This window comes from Amycolatopsis sp. NPDC104587, from assembly GCF_055583645.1.
Genome location: NZ_JBVJNO010000004.1, coordinates 531,612 through 549,014 on the forward strand (window position 1 = coordinate 531,612; position 17,403 = coordinate 549,014).

The following is a 17,403-nucleotide window of genomic DNA, read 5'->3' on the forward strand; positions in this document are numbered from 1 at the left end:
GGGCATCAAGTCGTGTCAAGGGTGCGCGACGCCTTCCGAGTTTGGTTAGGTCGCTTCCGCAACGGCAAGTTGCCGATTGGTCACGGAACACACACGAGGAGACAACGGGTGCCGAACACCGCGGCGAACGAGGGGCAGGGCGCCAAGCGCTCGAGCCGGCTCGTGACGCGTGCGCTGTTCGTGCTCGGTGGCGCGCTGGCCGGCACCGCCGCCGCGTGGCTCGTCTCCTCCGCCACCGCGTCCGCCGACACCGTCGAGGTGGGCACCTCGTCCGTCGTGCCGGTGACCGACGCGACGGCCGGTGACCTCGGCGACGTGAACCACGGTGTCGCCGGCTTCTCGGACGACGTCGCCGCTTCGCCCCAGGCCGCCACGGCGTGGAGCGAGCCGGAGCGCGTCCGCGACTCGGTCTCGGACCTCACCGAGAAGGCCGTCGTGAGCCCGGCGCACCGCACCCTCGGCGCGGTCGAGCACATCGTCCGCAAGCCGCAGGACACCCGCCAGGTCCTCGAGCAGACCTTCACGCCCGAGCCGGCCGCCCACGACGTGTGGCAGCTGCTCGACCCGGCCGGTCACGAAAACCTGGTCCAGCTCCCGGGGCTCGCCCCGGTCGCGCAGGAGCCGGCGACCCCGGTCGCCGCCCCGGCCACGGCCCCGGTCGCCGTCTCGACCGTCCAGCTCCCCGCCGCTTCGCGAGCCGCGCTCGTGCTGCCGACGGGTGTCCAGCACGAAGACGGCACCGGTGCCGCGGGCGAGTCCCGTGACAAGCACCGCGACCTGCCGTCGCCGCTGGTTCCGGTGCAGCTTCCGGCCGCACCGTCCGTTCCGACCGCTCCGGGTGGCTCCTCGGCCCCCGGTGGTCACCTCGACGGCCTGAACTTCGGCGTCCCCTCGTGGGTCTCCTCGGCCGTCAGCGATGCCGCCGCCAGCGCTTACCGCAGCGGCCTGCGCCACGTGGCGCCCACCCCGGGCGAGCAGCCCGGTGTCACTCCTGACTGAACACCTCCCTTCACGGGTCGCTGACGCGCCCAAGTCCGTCTGCATCTGACGGCTCTGCGTCCGCGGATATCCCGTGACACGGCGGTGCGCTTTTGTGCGCCCGCAAGAAGTTCCTTTCCCCCCTCGGTGCGTATCGACGCACCCCATAAGCCCGCAAGGGAACCCGAAATAAAGGAGAAAAACCCCATGCAGACGTGGGCAAAGCGCGGACTCCAGACCGCACTTGTCACCGGTGGGTTGCTGATGCTGGGCACCGGCATCGCTTCGGCCGACGAGAACGTCAACCCGGACGCCCCGGCCTCCCCGCTCGACCTCAACGTGACGGTCCCCATCCAGGAGGCCAACAACGCGGTCGGCACCCCCTTCGGCCAGCTGGACCTGCCCGCCGGGCAGACGGAGCTGAGCACCAAGCCGGTCACCAACGCCGCGAACGAGGCTGCCAAGCAGCTCGACGAGGCGAGCCCGATCAGCCAGAGCACCCTCGGCGGTGCCACGAAGGCCGACGGCGCGGGCGCCTTCACCCCGGGCCACCGGAACCTCAAGGGCAACAAGGTCACCGGCGACGTCGTCGTCCCGATCCAGATCGTGGACAACGCGGTCGGCGCGATCGGCGACGCGAACGTCGAGGGTGGCAACCACTCGCAGACCTGGGAGCACAACCAGGACATCGCGACGACGGGTGAGGACTCCAGCCTCGCGGGCAACGCGGTCGCCCTCGACTGGGCGCTCCCCGTGCAGATCGCGGGCAACGGCGGCGGCGTCGCCGGCGGCACCGGCCGGGTGACCGGTGGGTCGGCCGACCAGAGCGCCACCGAGACCGGGAACGTCGACACCAACGGTGACGGCTCGGCCTTCTCCGGCAACGTCGTGGCGGGCCAGTTCGCCACCCCGGTCCAGGTGACCGGCAACGCCGCTTCGTACCTGCTCGGCAACGGCCAGAGCCACGGCTACACCGCCGACACCGTCGCGACCTCCGGCGGCTCGCTGTTCAGCTCCGGCGACAACAGCTCGGCCTCGGGCAACGTGGTCGGCGTGCCGATCGCCCTGCCGGTCAAGTTCAACTGCAACTCGGGCGCCGTGTGGGGCTCGCTGTCGAACTCCGACGGCTGCACCACCGCCGCCGACGCCACGGCCGGGGACACGCGCGAGGGCAGCCTCGGCATCCCGACCTACCTCGAGACGAGCGGCAACGACTCGTTCCTGTCCGGCAACGGCGGGGCGGCCTCGCTGTCCCCGATCGCGAACGTCGCGGGTGTCGCCGGCTCGTGGATCGCCAAGGCGTCCTCGGGCATCCCCGAGGGCAGCAGCTCCTCCAGCACGGTCGACTCGGGCGGCTTCGTCAAGACCGCGGGTGACGACGGCAGCGCTTCGGGCAACGTCCTGAACCCGTCGGTCGCCCTGCCGGTCGAGGCCTTCGGCATCGGTGGCACCTACATCGGCCAGGCCGACGCGGCGCACGACAACACCACCGACGCCAACGCGGGCAACGGCAGCTACACCCGGGGCAACGGCTCCGTGCTGGGTGGCAACATCGTCAACACCCAGACCGCGGGCGCGCCCGAGGTCTTCGGCATCGGCGGCAGCCACATCGGCAACGCGACCGGCTCGGCGACCGAGGACAAGGTCGTCACCGCCGGGGCGTACGACGGCACGCAGGGCAACGACTCGTCCGGCTCGGGCAACGTCGTGCAGGTGCCGGTCGGCCTGCCCGCCGAGGTCTTCGGTGTGGGCGGCTCCTTCATCGGCCAGGGCTCCGGCTCGGCCGACGAGACCAAGGTCGTCTCCGGCGGCGGCGGTGGCAGCACGCACGACGACAACGGCTTCCTGAGCTCGAACCTGGGCACCGTGCCGGCTTCGCTGCCGGTGCAGGTCGCCAACATCGGCGGCGCGTTCGTCGGCCAGGGCCACGGCAAGGGCTCGACCGACACGACGTCCAACGCGGGCGGCGACGTCACGGCGAACGGCCCCGCGGGCGCCGGCGCCGGCAACATCGTCGAGGCCCCGGTCTCGCTCCCGGTGCTGGCCGCCGGCAGCGGTGCCGCCCTCGCGGGCATCGGCACCGGTGAGAACGACAACATCACCGACTCCTCGGCGGGCGGCGACGCCCTCACCGACGGGCAGGACGGTGCGCTCGCCGGGAACATCGTGAAGGCCCCGGTCGCCGGTGTCGCGCAGCTGTTCAGCGACGGCGTCGCGGGTGGCGCCCTTGGCCACGGCCTGGGCACCAACGACACCACGTCGACGGCCGGTGGCGACGCCACCACCAACGGTGACCGTGGCTCGGTGGCCGGCAACATCATCGGCGCCGACGCGCTGCCGGTGGCGCAGGTCTTCGGTGACGCGGTCAGCGCAGCGGGTGTCGCGACCGGCACCGGCGCGAGCATGACCTCGGTGCAGAACGCGGGCGACGACACCACCTCGGGTGTCGAGGGCGCCATCTCCGGCAACATCCTCGACATCCCGGCCACGGCGATCGCGCAGCTGTTCGGCGACGCGGTGACCGTGGGCGGCGTCGCGCACGCCGTCGGCGACAACACGCTGACCACCGAGAACGGCGGCGAGCCGGTCACCGAGGGTGACGGGTCGAGCCTGTCGGGGTACAACTTCTACCACGACATCGTGGCGCCGGTGCAGATCTTCGGGGTGCCCCTGGAGCTGCTCGGGGTCGCGACCGCCGACGCGACGGACACGACCATCATCGACGGGGAGGCCACGGACGCGGCCGACTCGATCGCGAACCCGGTCGAGGGTTCGGAGCTGGGCGCCGGCGAGCTGCCGTCGCTGACCTCGCTGGCCAGCGGCCTGCCGACGGCGGGGCTGCCCACCCAGGGCCTGCCCGCGCTGCCGACGGCCATCCCGGCCCAGCGTGCCGACGTGCCGGTGAGCACCCCGATGTCCGGGCTGCTGCCGCACCTGCCCACCGCCGGCCTGCCCGGCCTCAGCGCCCTCTCGGCGCTGGGTGGCGGCAGCACGCAGCGTGCGGACCTGCCGACCGGTGGCCTGCCCGGCCTGAGCAGCCTCTCCATGCTGGGTGGTGCCCTGCCCGGGCACGGCACCGAGCGTGCGGACCTGCTGACTGGCGGCCTGCCCGTCGCGCTGCCGACGCTGCCGGCCCTCGGTGGCGTCCCGGCCCTGCCGGTTGCCATCCCGGTGACCCCGGCGCTGCCGACGACCCCGGCGCTGCCGGTCGCGGTGCCCGCCACCCCGGCCCTGCCGACCGCGATGCCGGCCCTGCCGGTCAACGCGAAGCTGCCGGTGCTGGACAGCGCGGCCCCGGCCGCGCAGGTCCCGGCCATGTCGGGCCTCGACTCCACCGGCTTCCTCGCGAAGCTGCTGGGTCTGGTCAAGCGCAAGTAGTTCGGTGACGCCGGGCGGGTTCAGCCAGAGCCCGCCCGGCCCCCAACCCCCGTCCGGCGTTCCACCGCGCCGCGAGGTTTCCTCGCACGGAACGTCCGACGATCGCGAGAACGCTCCTTCCCTGGAGACGGCGAGCCCCAGGAACCGATCAGGTTCCTGGGGCTCGTTCGTGTCCGGGGCCCGGTCAGGAGAACTGGAGCGACCGCTTCGCCAGGCCGTGCCAGAAGCCGTCGATCACGGTGCGGCCTTCCGCCGAGCTCGCGCCGAGGGAGACGAACAGCGGTGCGAAGTGCTCAGTGCGCGGGTGCGCGAGTGCGGCCGCCGGCGCCTTGTGCCGGAAGTCGAGCAGCGTGTCGACGTCACCGCTGCCCAGCACCTCCGCACCCCAGTGGTCGAACTCGGCCGACCACGCCGGCGGGGTCCCGTCGGTGGCGCGGGCCATGCCGCTCAGGTTGTGCGTGAAGAAGCCGCTGCCGATGATCAGCACACCTTCGTCGCGCAGCGGCGCGAGCTTGCGGCCGACGTCGAACAGCTGCTGCGGGTCGAGCGACGGCATCGAGACCTGCAGCACCGGGATGTCGGCGTCCGGGTACATCTCGACGAGCGGCACGTATGCGCCGTGGTCGAGGCCGCGGTCGGACGCCTCGTGCACCGGCGTCTCCGGCGTGCGAAGCAGCTTCTTCACCCTCGCCGCCAGCTCCGGCGCGCCGGGCGACTCGTACTTCACCGCGTAGTAGCGGTCGGGAAAACCCCAGAAGTCGTAGACCAGCGGCACCGTCGTGGTGGCCCCGATGGTCAGCGGCGCCTCCTCCCAGTGCGCCGAGACGACCAGGATCGCGCGGGGCTTCGGCAGGTCGGCCGCCCAGCCGGCGAGCTGGCGGGTCCACGTGGTGTCGTCGGCGAGGGGCGGGGCGCCGTGGCTGAGGTAGAGGACCGGGGTGCGGGTCATCAACGGCTCCAGTGCTTGAAAGTTCAACTAATGGAGTCTACGACGTCCCCGCGGTCCGGGATATTCCTCAGGCGGCTTCGAGGTTCGCGGCGCAGCGCTCCAGCGTCCGGACCATCGTGCGGTAGTCGTCGTCGCTGATGCCCTCGGTCACCGCGGCCCGGAACGCTTTGACGCGCGCTTCGACCCGGGTGTGCGCCGCGCGGCCGGCGTCGCTCAGCGCGCCGTCTCCGGCAACCCAGCCGCGGCCGCGCAGGTCGGCGATCTTCGAGGTCATCGACCCCTCGGCGGCGACGAACGGCGCCAGTGCCGCGTCGACCTCCTCCGGCGTACGCGCGCCGCCGGCGATCGTGTTGAGTACCTGCCAGTGCCGGCGGGTCAGCGAGTCCGCTTCGAGGGCCTGGGTCATGGAGGATTCGAGAAGCTCGTGGACGTGGCGAAGCCACCAGCCGAGGGGTTTCATGGATACTCCGACATGTGGATGAACAACTACATGTAAAAGTACATGTAGTGCGAAGGTGGGGCAACCATGACGGACGCCGTGGCCGAGGTCGAACGCGGGATGATCGCGATCCGCCGCAGCCAGCAGCGGCGCGCGCTGAGCCGGATCGGCAAGGCCCGCGGCCAGGGCGCGCACGACCCGGTGCACGAGCTGCTCGACGTCGTCGAAGAGCTCGCCGAGCGCGGTGAACCCAGCACGGTGACGGCCCTGAGCACAGCGATGGGCGTCGATCAGCCGCGCGCGAGCCGGCTCGTGGCGCGCGCCGTCGAACAGGGCCTGCTCCGCCGCGAAGCCGACCAGCACGACGGACGGCGTGCGGTGCTCGTGCCGACCGAAGCCGGTCAGGCCCACCTCGACCGGACCCACGCCTTCCGGCGCTCGGTGTTCGCCGAGGTCATGGCGGACTGGCCGGACGAGGACCGGGCGGACTTCGGCCGGCTCCTCACGGCGTTCGTCCGCGGGTACAGCGCTCTCGGTTAGTCGTGCGAGAGGTCGACGAACCGGCTGTAGTGCAGCTGGTGGGCGACGGTGATCGTCGCCGTCGGCCCGGCACGGTGCTTGGCGATGATCAGGTCCGCCTCGCCTGCGCGCGGGTCGTCCCGCTCCCAGGCGTCGGGGCGGTTGACCAGGATGACGAGGTCGGCGTCCTGCTCCAGCGAGCCGGACTCACGCAGGTCCGACAGCATCGGTTTCTTGTCCGTCCGCTGCTCGGGACCACGGTTCAGCTGGCTGATCGCGATCACCGGGACCTCGATCTCCTTGGCCAGCAGCTTCATCTGCCGCGAGAACTCCGAGACTTCCTGCTGCCGCGACTCCACGCGCTTGCCGGACGTCATCAGCTGGAGGTAGTCGAGGACGACGAGCTTGAGGTCGTGCCGCTGCTTGAGCCGCCGGGCCTTCGCGCGGATCTCCATCATCGTCATGTTCGGCGAGTCGTCGACGAACAGCGGCGCCTCGGACACCTCGCTCATCCGCCGCGCCAGCCGCGTCCAGTCGTCGTCGGACATCTTGCCACCGCGCATGTCGGACAGGCGGATCTTCGCCTCGGCCGAGAGCATGCGCATGACGATCTCGGTCCGGCTCATTTCCAGCGAGAAGATGACGCTGGTCAGCCCGTGCTTGATGGAGGCCGACCGGACGAAGTCCAGGCCCAGGGTCGAGTTGTGCGTCGGCACCATCGACGGCCCGGCCAGGTAGAGGTGGTCCGGCGCGTCGACCTCCACGCACCGGACGGGGACGGACGGTACGGGCCGGACGTCGACGACGTAGTGCAGGTGCGGGCGGCAGGCCACGCCGGTCAGCCGCTCCTTGTGCAGCAGGTGCTTGCGCTGCAGCCGGAACACCCGGTCCTGGGTCGTGAAGCTGACGACGTAGGCCGTGGAGGTCGCCTCGCTGCGCCCGGCGACCTGACGGGTGGCCATCGAGCACCGGTAGCCGAGGCTGACGATCAGCTCGCGGGTCTGCTCGGCCAGGACCTTGTTCGTCACCGAGAACTGCGCGGCGCCCGCGTGGTTGACCGTGCCGTCGGTGTCGAGCAACCCGGCCAGCAGCGCGCGCCGCTGTTCGACGGAAGCTCGCAGGTATTCGGCGGGAATGTGCTTGTTCCCGAGCACACCCAACGTCCGCAGGATGGCTTGCACGCTGCCGTGGTGGCTGCGGCACTCCTGGCACAGGCGCAGTCCGGTGGACGGCTTCCCGCAGTCCGGGCAGGTCGGCGAGGCAGCCGGCGCGCTCCGGAAGCGCACCTTGCCGCCACAGGCGCGTCCGCAGGTGCGCACCTGCGAGGTCTGCGGGGTGAACGGGGTTCCGCACACTTCGCAAGCCCGGTACGCGACGGGTTCCGGGGCCGGGAGCCGCAAGGTGTACAGCAGGTCGCCGTGGCTCTCGGCCAGCAGGCCGCCGTCCCCCTCGATGAGACAGATGATCTCGGGGTCCGCCGTGGTGAAGCGGGCGCTGGCCGAGTGCCCGTCGCCGAGCCAGGCGCCGAGGACGTACGGGTGCAGCGGCAGTGCCCGCTCCGGCAGGTCCAGCGCTCCGGCGTGCTTGATCGAGTGGTTGGCACGGTGGTCCGCCGTCTCGCAGCGCAGGGTCCTCGCCAGCTCCTCGGTCGTCCGCACCGCGGCCTCGACGACGGGGTGCCGCCGAGCACGACGAGCCTCTTGGGCGGCACGCCGCGAGGCACGGGTGTCCGTGAGCCATTGATGTTCCGCGTCGGCGACGATCACCGTGCCGTCCGAGAACTCGACCTCGTAGCACGGCCGGCCGGCCATGGCGTCGGTGGCCGCGACCACGGTTGTCGGCCGTCCGTTCGCGCCGATCAGCTGGTCACCGGGCTGGACTTCACCCATGGTCGTCCAGCCGTCCGGGGTGGGCAAGTGGGTGTCCAGCGAGAGGGCCTTGCCGACACCGGGGCGCGCCGCGACGATGATCATCTGCCCCGGGTGCAGGCCGTTGGTCAGCTCGTCGAAGTCGGAGAACCCGGTCGGGATGCCCTGGGACTGGCCGCCGCGGGAGGCGATCGCGTCGATCTCGTCCATCGTCGGCTGCAGCAGCTCTTCCAGCGCGACGTAGTCCTCGCTGGTGCGGCGCTCGGTGACGTCGTAGATCGCGGCCTGCGCGCGGTCGACCACCTCGTCGATGCTCGCGCCGTCGCCGGCGGCCGCGCCGTAGCCGTACTGCACGATGCGGGTGCCCGCCTCGACCAGGCGGCGCAGCACCGCCTTCTCCGAGACGATCTCCGCGTAGTAGCCCGCGTTCGCCGCCGTCGGGACCGTCGCGATCAGCGTGTGCAGGTAGGGCGCGCCGCCGACGCGGCCCAGCTCGCCGCGCCGCTCGAGCTCCGCCGACACCGTGATCGGGTCGGCCGGCTCTCCGCGGCCGTAGAGGTCGAGGACGCAGTCGTAGATCGCCTGGTGCGCGGGGCGGTAGAAGTCGTCGGGGCCGAGCGCTTCGATGACGTCGGCCACCGCGTCCTTGGACAGCAGCATGCCGCCGAGCACGGACTGCTCGGCCGCGATGTCCTGCGGCGGCTGGCGGTCGAACCCGCCACCGGAGCCGGGGTCGCTCGGACCCGGGTCGTTTTCCGCATACATCGGACTGCGGTCGTCGGTCAGCGCCACCGCTCCGGACACCTCCTCATCGTGTCGAACACCCGTTCGAGTATGCCGGATCTTCGCTCTCGAAGCACGCGGCTCGATCCGCGCCACCCGTCTGCCGGGCCTCGTCCCCGATGATCGGCGAGAACGCCGCCCGACTCTCGGAGGCACGCCGGGCACCACCGTGAGTACAGGCCCGAGCGGGCACGCTAGATCCCCCGGAAGGCCGAAGGCAATTCAGCATGGGGACCCATCTGTGGACAACCTGGGGATGAATGGGGGTAACCAGTCACAGGTGCCCTGAGAGCTGTGGACAAGTTGGGGACAAGCGTGATCGGCTTCGATGAATGTGCAGGTCAGCGCCTGTGAACAAGGTGTGGAGAACTCTCCGAAAACTCGTGCGGCGTGTCGCGCCAACTCCGTTGTTCGGCGTGTCGTGGACCAGCTCGGGCCCATTGAGCCACCGGGCCTGTGGATGAATATCACTGTGGGTAGAGCCGCCACCCGGTGGGCTGAACGGCCGGAGAGTCAGGCCGCGGTGAGCCGACCCTGTGCGCTGCGTAACCGCTCGGCGAGAACGCGCTGGTCGGCCGGGGTGAAGGCGATCCGGTTCTCCCCGCGCCCCGGAACCTCCTCGGTCAGCCAGCGGCCTTCCGACGTATCGATGTAGTTCACCGGGCGTTCGATCCGCTGCCAGGCACCCGTTCGGCTGCGGGCCGCGACGTAGAGGCTCCCACTCCCCATTCGGCGTAGTGCCAGGATCCGCCGGAGCTCTTCGACCTCGTGCGACCCCTCGGCCGGGCGGTCGTTGCGGAGCACCGCGAACCCGCCGTCATCGCTGCCGCGGGCGGTGCCTTCGAGCTGGCTCTTCGGCACCGCGAGGGGCGTCCCGCGCCCCGGCGCCAGCTTCGGGATCTGGCCGAGGAAGTCGTCGAGCAGCGAGCCGGGGCGGGACGACTCCAGCACCACGACGTCGTGCTCCTCGTGCTTGGCCAGCACGAACGCCTCACCGCCCGCACTGCCGGCGAGCAGCCGGTAGCTGACCGGCTTGCCCTGGAAACCGCCGTCGACCCAGCCGTAGTACTCCAGCTGCGGGCGGGCGATCGCTTCGACCGTCGCGACGAACCCGGGGTGCATGCCGCGCGGGCCGAACAGCCCGGCCTTGCCGAGCTCGGCGTTGACGCGCTCGTCCTCGGCGTGCTGGGCTTCTTCGCTGTACCAGGTCGGCGTCTCGGACAGCACGGTGTGCGGCTCGCCGCCCCGGCGCCGGATCAGGTTGACCAGGGTGCCGGTCGTGATGGTGACCTGCCTGTCCAGCACCGCTCTTCCCCCCAGGTGAAGACTCGAAATCGGTGAACGAAATCCGGGCGCGCCCATCTTGGCACGCGCCCGGGCCTCCCGCGTGCGCTACTCGCCGATGACCGGCGGCGCGGTCAGCTCGTCGGATCCGAAGATCTCGTTCGGGTCGTCGCCGAGCAGGTACTTCGAGGTGCGTTCCTCGTCCCCGCCGCCCTGGCCCTTGGCGCCGTGACCCATGCCGCCCATGCCGCCCATCCCGGTGGCGCCGCCGCGGCCCGCTCCCGCGCCGCCCGCGCCCGTCGCGCCGCCGGCCCCCGCGCCGCCGCGGCCCATGCCGCCCGCGCCCGCGCCGGCCCCGCCCGGCACGGCCGCACCGGTCGAGCCGCCGGGCCCGAAGCCCCCGCCGCCCGGGCCGAAGCCCGCCGTCGGGTCGCCGATGCCACCGAGCCCGCTCGAGCCGCCGGGGCCGAACCCGCCGCTACCACCGCCGCCGGAGAAGCTCGGGGTGCCGCCGGGGCCGAAGCCCGGCACCCCGGGCACGTCCGAAGGCGAGAAACCCGAGGCGTTCGTGCCGTCGCTGAAGTTCGGCGGGGTGTAGCTGCCCGGGCCCGGGATCTTCGACGGGTCGTAGCTGCCGCTCGGCACCTTCGACGGGTCGAAACCCGGCACCTTGGACGGGTCGAAGCTCCCGCCGGGCACCTTCGACGGGTCGAAGCTGCCACCGGGGGTGTTCGGCGGGCCGCCGAACGACGGGACGCTGCCCGGCCCCGGCATGTTCACGCCGCCGGGCCCGCCGCCCGGGGCGCCGCCGCGCTCGCCGCCGCCGTCGTTCCCGTTCTTGTCGCCCGGCTTCTTCTTGCCGTCCTTGCCGTTGTCGACGTCGACGTTCTCCTGCTGCCCCTTCAGCGCGGAGTACGCCGGCATCTTCTGGCCGTTGTCGTTGCTCGCCTTGTAGTAGGTGTTGAAGGCGTCGACGTTGGCCTGGCCCTTGGTGTTGTAGTCGCGGATCGCCCGGTCGGTGTCGGTCGTCCACGGCGTCACCGCGTTGAGCAGGTTGTTCTTCGGCGGGTCCTTCGGGACCTCCTGCACCTGCGCGTGCACGGTGGTGAAGGCGTTGTTCTGCTCGCCGAGGTACTTGTCGGAGTCGGTCAGCTTGGTGCCCGAGTCCTCCATCCAGACCCGCAGCGGGTGCGCGCCCGCGTTCTGCGCCGCGTCCGCGCCGCCGCCGGTCCAGGCCGCGTCCATCTCCTTGGCCAGGCCGTCGATCGTGCTGAGCCGCTCGGAGTAGGCGCCCTTCAGCCGGCTCGCCGCGGCCTGACCGTTCTGGATCGAGCCGGTGCCGGGGCCGGTGGTGATCTTCTGCCAGATGTCGTAGCAGTCGATCTTGCGATCGCCCTGCGTCGACGTGTGGTCGTCCGAGTGCGTGGTCGCCATGTTGTACGCGGCGAACCCGCCGAGGAGCACCAGTTCCAGCATCTCAGCCCTCCTTCAAGGTCTGGATCATCGCTTCGGCCACCTTGAGCGTGCCGGGGCACGGGTCGCTCGCCCCCGGCCCGCTGCCGATCTGGCTGAAGACCTGCACGGCCTGGGTGTCCGTCACGCCCACCAGCAGCTTGCACTGGCCCTTGCCGCGGAAGTCCTTCGTCGCGGCGTAGACGCCCGGGTACCCGGAGACCTCCGTCGGCTCCCAGTACTCGTACTGGTCGGTGCCGCCCTTGGCGTAGAGGTCGTAGATGCCCGCGAGCCCGTCGGTGTTCGGGTCGGCCGCGATGTCGACGCGGCTGCTGCGGGTTTCGTCGGCGGTGTAGACCCAGGCGCAGGTCGAGCCCGCTTCGCCGGAGCGCGGGGTGCCGTCCTCGACGCCGAGCGCCGAGCGCTGCGAGGCGGAGAGGACGGAACAGGGGTCCGACTTCAGCTTGGCCGGGTCGAGCGGGCTGGCCACCTTGGGCGCCGAGCTGCCGCCGGCCGCCGAGCTGCTCGCGGTGTCGTCCGGACTGGACGCGGCCGGGTTGGCGGTGCCGCCGGTGGTGCTGCTGCAGCCGGCGAGGGCGAGCGCCGCGAGGGCCAGCCCGGGCAGGACGAGCCGGCGGTTCACGCCTGCGTCCCCGCCTTCGAGATGTCGCCGGTGTGGTCGGCGTCCGCGGCGCTGATCTTCTTCTTCGCGTCGAGCAGGGCCTGGATGTAGTTCTTCACGTATTCCTGCATCTTCTGGTTCTGCTCCAGGAACGCCTTGCCGGACGGGTTCGCGAGCTTCTCCCAGTCGCCGCTGGCGAACTCCTTGCCCGGCGCCTTCACGTCGGCCATCAGGTTGGCGTCGGTCGCGTCGTTCTGCAGGTCGGTCTGCAGGTCCTGCCACTTCTTGATGACACCGTCGATCTTGTCGGCGTCGAAGGTGAAACCCCCACCGCCGGACGGCGCGGACATGTTGACCTCGTTACCCATCCCGCTGCGCTCCCTTCGCGTCCCGCTCCATTGTCCTACGACGACGCCGGTGTGTCCGGGGTTCCCCCGAAACGCGTGAAGGCGGGCCGCCCACCAGGGACGACCCGCCTTCCACGACGTACTTGCCTTACTGCGAGGCCTTGACCTCGAGGCGCACGTCGACCTTCACGTCCGGGTGCAGCCGGGCGCCGACCGAGTGCTTGCCCACGGTCTTGATGTGGTCGCGCAGCTCGATGACGCGCTTGTCGAGCAGCGGGCCACCGGCCGCCTTGATCGCGTCGACGATCTCGCCGGCGGTGATCGAACCGAAGAGCTTCTTCGAGCCCTCGGCCGCCTTGCCGGTGAGCTGGATGGCGCCGAGGCCCTCCAGCGTCGCCTTGATCTCCTTGGCGTGGTCGAGGTCGCGGATGCGACGGCTCTCCTGTGCGCGCTGGATGGTGCGCACGTTCTTCTCCGCGCCCTTGGACGCCGCGATCGCGTAGCCCCGCGGGAGCAGGTAGTTGCGCGCGTAACCGTCCTTGACCTCGACGATGTCGCCGGGGCCGCCCAGGTTGGCCACGTCCGTGGTGAGGATGATCTTCGCCATGTCAGTGCCCTCCCTTAGCGCGCGGTCGAGGTGTAGGGCAGCAGCGCCATTTCGCGGGAGTTCTTGACCGCGATGGCGATGTCACGCTGGTGCTGGCTGCAGTTGCCGGTGACCCGACGGGCACGGATCTTGCCGCGGTCGGAGATGTACTTCCGCAGCAGGTTGGTGTCCTTGTAGTCGATGAGCTCCGGGCGGCCCTTCTTCTCGGCCTTGCAGAACACGCAGACCTTCTTCTTGGGCTTGCGAATGGGTGGCTTGGCCACTGTCTACTCCTGGTAATTCAAATCTTTTGTGGGTGTGTACGAGATCAGAAGGGGGGCTCGTCCGAGAAGCCGCCGCCACCGCCGCTGCTCGCGGCCGGGGCGGAACCCCACGGGTCGTCGGCCGGCATTCCGCCGCCACCGCCGCCGCCGCGGTTTCCACCGCCACCGCCGCCGCCGAAGTCACCACCGCCGCCGCCACCGCGGCTGACCTTGTTGACCTTGGCCGTGGCGTAGCGCAGCGAGGGCCCGATTTCGTCGACCTCGAGCTCGACGACGGTGCGCTTCTCGCCTTCCTTCGTCTCGAACGACCGCTGCTTCAGGCGGCCCTGCACCACGACGCGGGCGCCGCGGGTGAGGGACTCGGCGACGTTCTCCGCCGCCTGCCGCCAGATGTTGCAACGCAGGAAGAGCGCCTCGCCGTCCTTCCACTCGCCGGACTGCCGGTCGAGGGTGCGCGGCGTGGACGCGACGGTGAAGTTCGCGACCGCCGCACCGGACGGGGTGAAGCGCAGCTCCGGGTCGGACGTCAGGTTGCCGATCACCGTGATGACGGTGTCTCCAGCCATCGGGATTCCCCTTCGGCTCAGGCCTTGGCGGCGGCGGGCTTGGCCGCGGCGCGCTTGACCTCGCGACGCATGACCTTGGTGCGGAGCACGGTCTCCTGCAGCGAAAGCTGGCGGTCCAGCTCCTTCACCGCGTCCGAAGACGAGTTCAGGTCCAGCAGGGCGTAGATGCCCTCCGCGTGCTTCTTGATCTCGTACGAGAGCCGACGACGGCCCCAGACGTCGACCTTCTCCACGGAACCGCCCGAAGTGCGGATCACGTTGAGGAAGGTGTCGAGGGTCGGGGCGACCGTGCGCTCGTCGAGCGTGGGGTCCAGGATGACCATTACCTCGTAATGGCGTGACACAACCACTCACCTCCTATGGGCTCGCGGCCACGGACTGTCCGTGGCAGGAGGGTTTGTCCAGGTAAGGCTACCTGGGGGTGCCGGTGGACCCGGACGGCGGGGTCAGCTCGCGCGGCGCAGGACCCAGGTGCGGACGAGCCCGGCGGTGACCCCGGCGAGCACGATCACCGCGAGCAGCATCGGCAGCTGGACGTCGTTCGCCGAGCCGGGAGCCGACAGCGACTGCGCGTTGCCCGCGTCGCGGATGTCGGCGCCCTGGCCGGTCGGGTCGCCCTGGCCGGCCTGCGGCGCGGAAGCGTCCCCGGGCAGCGTGCCGTTCGCCGGGTAGCGGACCCCGGGGGCGACGGCCGTGCCGGCGGTCGCGGTGGGGATGCCGCCGTAGTCGCGCATCGGCGCGGTGCCGCCGTTGCCGCCCGCGGTGCCGGGGTTCAGGTTCGAGAGGTTGCCGGTGCTGCCGCCGGGGACGGTCCCGGTGCCACCCTGCGGGGCGCCGGTGCCCGCGCCGGGGGTGGTCGGCGGCGCGTAGTTGCCGGCGACGGTGGTCAGACCGCAGGCGCTGGTCACGCCATCCTTGATGAACTGCAAGGTCTTCGCTTTGGTGCCGAGCAGAGCTTCCCCGAGCGCACCTTCGTTCTGCAATGACTGGGTGACCACCGAGGCGATGCTCGCACCGTCGATCGACCCGCCGGCCGAGTTCGGGACCTGGCCGATCGTCAGCGTGCCGCGAGCGGCGATCGCGCTCCCCAGCTTGGCCGGGTCCACCCCGTTGAGGTGAAGGAAGATCTCGTTCTTCTTGGCTGCCGCCTGCACGATCGTGCTGAGCGATTTGCCGGCGACCGCGACGGTGTCGCCCATGTTGCCGCTCACCGAGCCCGAGCAGGTGCCCGCGAGCGTCGTCGCCGCGGAGGCGGTTCCGGCGGAAAGAAACGCGCTACCGGTCACGAAGGCGGCCAGGGCGGTCACGGTCAAGAACTTCCGCACGAGCACAGTCCTCCGCAGGGTTATGGAGACGTCGTCCTGAACACCAGGGTCAACGAAGAAGATACGTGAAAGATACTCGGCAGTCGGGTCAATTCGCAGCGGCCATTCGGCGGAGCACCCAGGTCCGCACGAGCCCCGCGCTGACTCCGGAGAGTGCGAGAACCGCGATCAACATCGGGAGGTTCGACCCGTTCGTGAAGCCGCCGGACGCGGACGGTAGCGCCTGAGCCTCGCCGGCGGTCTGGATGCCGGCGTTGCCGTCCGCGGTGCCGTCCGGACCGGTGAGGCCGTACTGCGGCGCGTAACCCGGGATCTGGCTGCCGTACCGGATCGCGGGTGACGGCGTGAAGAGCCCGGCCGTCGCGAAGGGGATGCCGCTGTAGTCGCGCATCGGCGCGTACCCCGTGCCGAGGGTGAACGGGAAGCCGCCCAGTGCCGAGCCACCGCCCGGGAAGAAGCCGGGCAGGAGCGGGCTGTTCGCGTCGGGGATCGGGGTGGTGCCCTGCGGGGTGCCGCCCTGCTGAGGCGCACCGCCCTGGGACGGTGGGGTCTGCTGCGGGTTGCCGCCGGAGCCGGGCGCGGGCGACTGCTGCTTGTCGCCGCCGGTCACCGCGCTCAGGCCCTGCTGCGCGCCGCTGGTCACGCCCTGGACGCCTTGGTTGATCGCACTGGCGGCGGGCGCGCCGATCACCGGCACCGGTGAGACGACGGTGTTGACCACGTTCACGGTGACCTGGCAGAGCGTGCCGAGGATGGCGTTGATCGTCCCAGTCAGCACCTTCGTGCCGTCGGTGACCACACCGAGGTTGAGCGGGATGCCGAGCAGCGGGGTCGTGCCCTTGACCGTGTCACCGGGCTTCGCCGTCACTGTGCTGCCGCAGGGCACAGTCTTCGTCTCGCTCGCCGACGCGGTGCCGGGCATGCCGAGCACAGCCGAACCAGCGAGAACAACCGCCGTCGCGCCGACCGCCGTAGCCCTCCGTGCCCGATCCTGCATCCTCGCCGCCCTTGGTCTCGTGGCCTCTCCCCAGGACAACGACGTTAAGGCAGACGAGTAACGCCCGCTCACTCAAGAATGTCCGGCATTCGAGTGGAAGCGGGCGTCACCGTGGGTGAGATCAGGCGGGCTTGCGGCGGATCCAGGCCCGGACGAGGGCCGCCGCGACGATCGCCAGCGCCAGCACCGCGAGCAGCATCGGCAGCTTCGCCGGCGGCGTGACGCCGGGCAGCGCCTCCGCGGTGCCGGACTTCTGCTCGTCGACCGTCGGGACCTGCTGGCCGGGGATGATCTGGGCGATCACCGGCGCCTGCACCAGGCTGCCGGGCAGGAGCGCAGCGTTGGTGAAGATGCCCGAGATCGCGTCACCCGGCAGGCCCGCGCTCCCGGGACCGCTGGTCACCGGGCCGGTGCTGTCGCCCGGCGGCGGGGTCTGCCCCGGCGGCGGGGTCGGGCCGGGCGGTGTCGGGCCGGGCGGGGCCGGAGGCACCGGCGGGGCGGGAGGTGCCGGCGGGAGGACCGGCGGCAGCTGGCCGGTGACGCCCTGCAGCGTGTCGCCGACCGTGTTGACCGTGCCCTGCGCGACCGGGCAGACGCCGTGGGTCGCGAGGTCGCCGACCACCGGCACTTCGCCGACGCCGAGCGCCTTCACAGTGTCGCCCACCGGGAGCGTGAGCAGGGGCGCCGAGCCGTTGGTGTTCCGCGCGCTGGAGTCGAGGCCGACGGTCAGCCGGTCCGGGGCGTTCAGCGGGGCGCCGGCGTCCAGGAGGAGGCCGGTTTTCGCGTCGCGGGCCTGGCCGTTCTGCAGGGTGGCCCCGCAGTCCCCGCCGAGCGTCGGGCTGGGGTCCGCGCTCGCGACGCCCGGCGCAGCGAGAGCGGCCGAAGCGGCGAGAGTGAACCCCAGTGCGGTGATCCGGGCGACGTGCTTCCCCATCGATGCCCTCCGGCAGTCGGACCAATCTGGATCACGGAACGCGCTCACGGTACTCCACGAGCGTCACCAACCGGTGCCGCAGGGGAAAAGAA

At 71.3% G+C, this 17,403-nt stretch carries 17 protein-coding genes; 3 read left to right on the forward strand and 14 right to left on the reverse strand.

What is annotated here, in order from left to right:
- Positions 1-108 precede the first annotated feature (108 nt).
- A complete protein-coding gene (locus tag ACZ61C_RS14405) occupies positions 109-999 on the forward strand; it encodes a hypothetical protein (RefSeq protein WP_465306610.1) in 891 nt (296 codons plus the stop codon).
- Positions 1,000-1,185: 186 nt separating this feature from the next.
- The gene (locus ACZ61C_RS14410) at positions 1,186-4,356 is read left to right on the forward strand and encodes a beta strand repeat-containing protein (RefSeq protein ID WP_465306612.1); all 3,171 of its coding nucleotides are present in this window, start codon (positions 1,186-1,188) and stop codon (positions 4,354-4,356) included.
- Between the two features lie 184 nt (positions 4,357-4,540).
- Here ACZ61C_RS14410 and ACZ61C_RS14415 read toward each other — a convergent pair whose 3' ends face one another.
- Positions 4,541-5,305 carry a dioxygenase family protein gene (locus ACZ61C_RS14415; protein ID WP_465306614.1) on the reverse strand — a complete coding sequence of 255 codons (765 nt, stop codon included), beginning with the start codon at positions 5,303-5,305 and terminating at the stop codon, positions 4,541-4,543.
- A 67-nt stretch (positions 5,306-5,372) separates the two neighbouring features.
- Positions 5,373-5,765 (reverse strand): MarR family winged helix-turn-helix transcriptional regulator, encoded by a 393-nt coding sequence (locus ACZ61C_RS14420; RefSeq protein WP_465306616.1) that lies wholly within the window; start codon positions 5,763-5,765, stop codon positions 5,373-5,375.
- Positions 5,766-5,831: 66 nt separating this feature from the next.
- Between ACZ61C_RS14420 and ACZ61C_RS14425 the strand changes: the two genes are divergently transcribed.
- The gene (locus ACZ61C_RS14425; RefSeq protein ID WP_465306618.1) at positions 5,832-6,284 is read left to right on the forward strand and encodes a MarR family winged helix-turn-helix transcriptional regulator; all 453 of its coding nucleotides are present in this window, start codon (positions 5,832-5,834) and stop codon (positions 6,282-6,284) included.
- On the opposite strand, the gene dnaB is transcribed toward ACZ61C_RS14425, so the two are convergent.
- The 12 genes from dnaB to ACZ61C_RS14485 form a co-directional block, all read right to left on the reverse strand.
- A complete protein-coding gene (dnaB, locus tag ACZ61C_RS14430; RefSeq protein WP_465307036.1) occupies positions 6,281-8,923 on the reverse strand; it encodes a replicative DNA helicase in 2,643 nt (880 codons plus the stop codon). The two genes, ACZ61C_RS14425 and dnaB, sit on opposite strands and share 4 nt — an antisense overlap.
- Before the next feature lie 504 nt (positions 8,924-9,427).
- Positions 9,428-10,219: an ESX secretion-associated protein EspG gene (locus ACZ61C_RS14435; protein WP_465306620.1), complete on the reverse strand. Its 792-nt coding sequence runs from the start codon at positions 10,217-10,219 to the stop codon at positions 9,428-9,430.
- Positions 10,220-10,306: 87 nt separating this feature from the next.
- Entirely contained in the window at positions 10,307-11,674 is a 1,368-nt protein-coding gene (locus ACZ61C_RS14440; RefSeq protein ID WP_465306622.1) for a hypothetical protein, read from the reverse strand.
- Between the two features lies 1 nt (position 11,675).
- On the reverse strand, positions 11,676-12,293 hold the full coding sequence (locus ACZ61C_RS14445; protein ID WP_465306624.1) for a DUF3558 domain-containing protein: 618 nt from the start codon (positions 12,291-12,293) through the stop codon (positions 11,676-11,678).
- The gene (locus tag ACZ61C_RS14450) at positions 12,290-12,640 is read right to left on the reverse strand and encodes a hypothetical protein (RefSeq protein WP_465306626.1); all 351 of its coding nucleotides are present in this window, start codon (positions 12,638-12,640) and stop codon (positions 12,290-12,292) included. The genes ACZ61C_RS14445 and ACZ61C_RS14450 overlap by 4 nt, the downstream gene beginning before the upstream one ends.
- 127 nt (positions 12,641-12,767) lie before the next feature.
- A complete protein-coding gene (gene rplI, locus ACZ61C_RS14455) occupies positions 12,768-13,226 on the reverse strand; it encodes a 50S ribosomal protein L9 (RefSeq protein ID WP_465306628.1) in 459 nt (152 codons plus the stop codon).
- Between the two features lie 14 nt (positions 13,227-13,240).
- Positions 13,241-13,489, reverse strand: a complete 249-nt coding sequence (rpsR, locus tag ACZ61C_RS14460) for a 30S ribosomal protein S18 (protein WP_003098744.1) — start codon at positions 13,487-13,489, stop codon at positions 13,241-13,243.
- 44 nt (positions 13,490-13,533) lie between these two features.
- The gene (locus ACZ61C_RS14465; protein ID WP_465306630.1) at positions 13,534-14,055 is read right to left on the reverse strand and encodes a single-stranded DNA-binding protein; all 522 of its coding nucleotides are present in this window, start codon (positions 14,053-14,055) and stop codon (positions 13,534-13,536) included.
- Between the two features lie 17 nt (positions 14,056-14,072).
- Positions 14,073-14,399 (reverse strand): 30S ribosomal protein S6, encoded by a 327-nt coding sequence (gene rpsF, locus ACZ61C_RS14470; RefSeq protein ID WP_176742059.1) that lies wholly within the window; start codon positions 14,397-14,399, stop codon positions 14,073-14,075.
- Positions 14,400-14,501: 102 nt separating this feature from the next.
- The gene (locus tag ACZ61C_RS14475) at positions 14,502-15,386 is read right to left on the reverse strand and encodes a hypothetical protein (protein WP_465306632.1); all 885 of its coding nucleotides are present in this window, start codon (positions 15,384-15,386) and stop codon (positions 14,502-14,504) included.
- A gap of 82 nt (positions 15,387-15,468) precedes the next feature.
- Positions 15,469-16,311, reverse strand: coding sequence for a hypothetical protein (locus ACZ61C_RS14480; RefSeq protein ID WP_465306634.1), 843 nt, complete (start codon positions 16,309-16,311; stop codon positions 15,469-15,471).
- A 187-nt stretch (positions 16,312-16,498) separates the two neighbouring features.
- Positions 16,499-17,311, reverse strand: coding sequence for a hypothetical protein (locus ACZ61C_RS14485; protein WP_465306636.1), 813 nt, complete (start codon positions 17,309-17,311; stop codon positions 16,499-16,501).
- Positions 17,312-17,403: the final 92 nt, after the last annotated feature.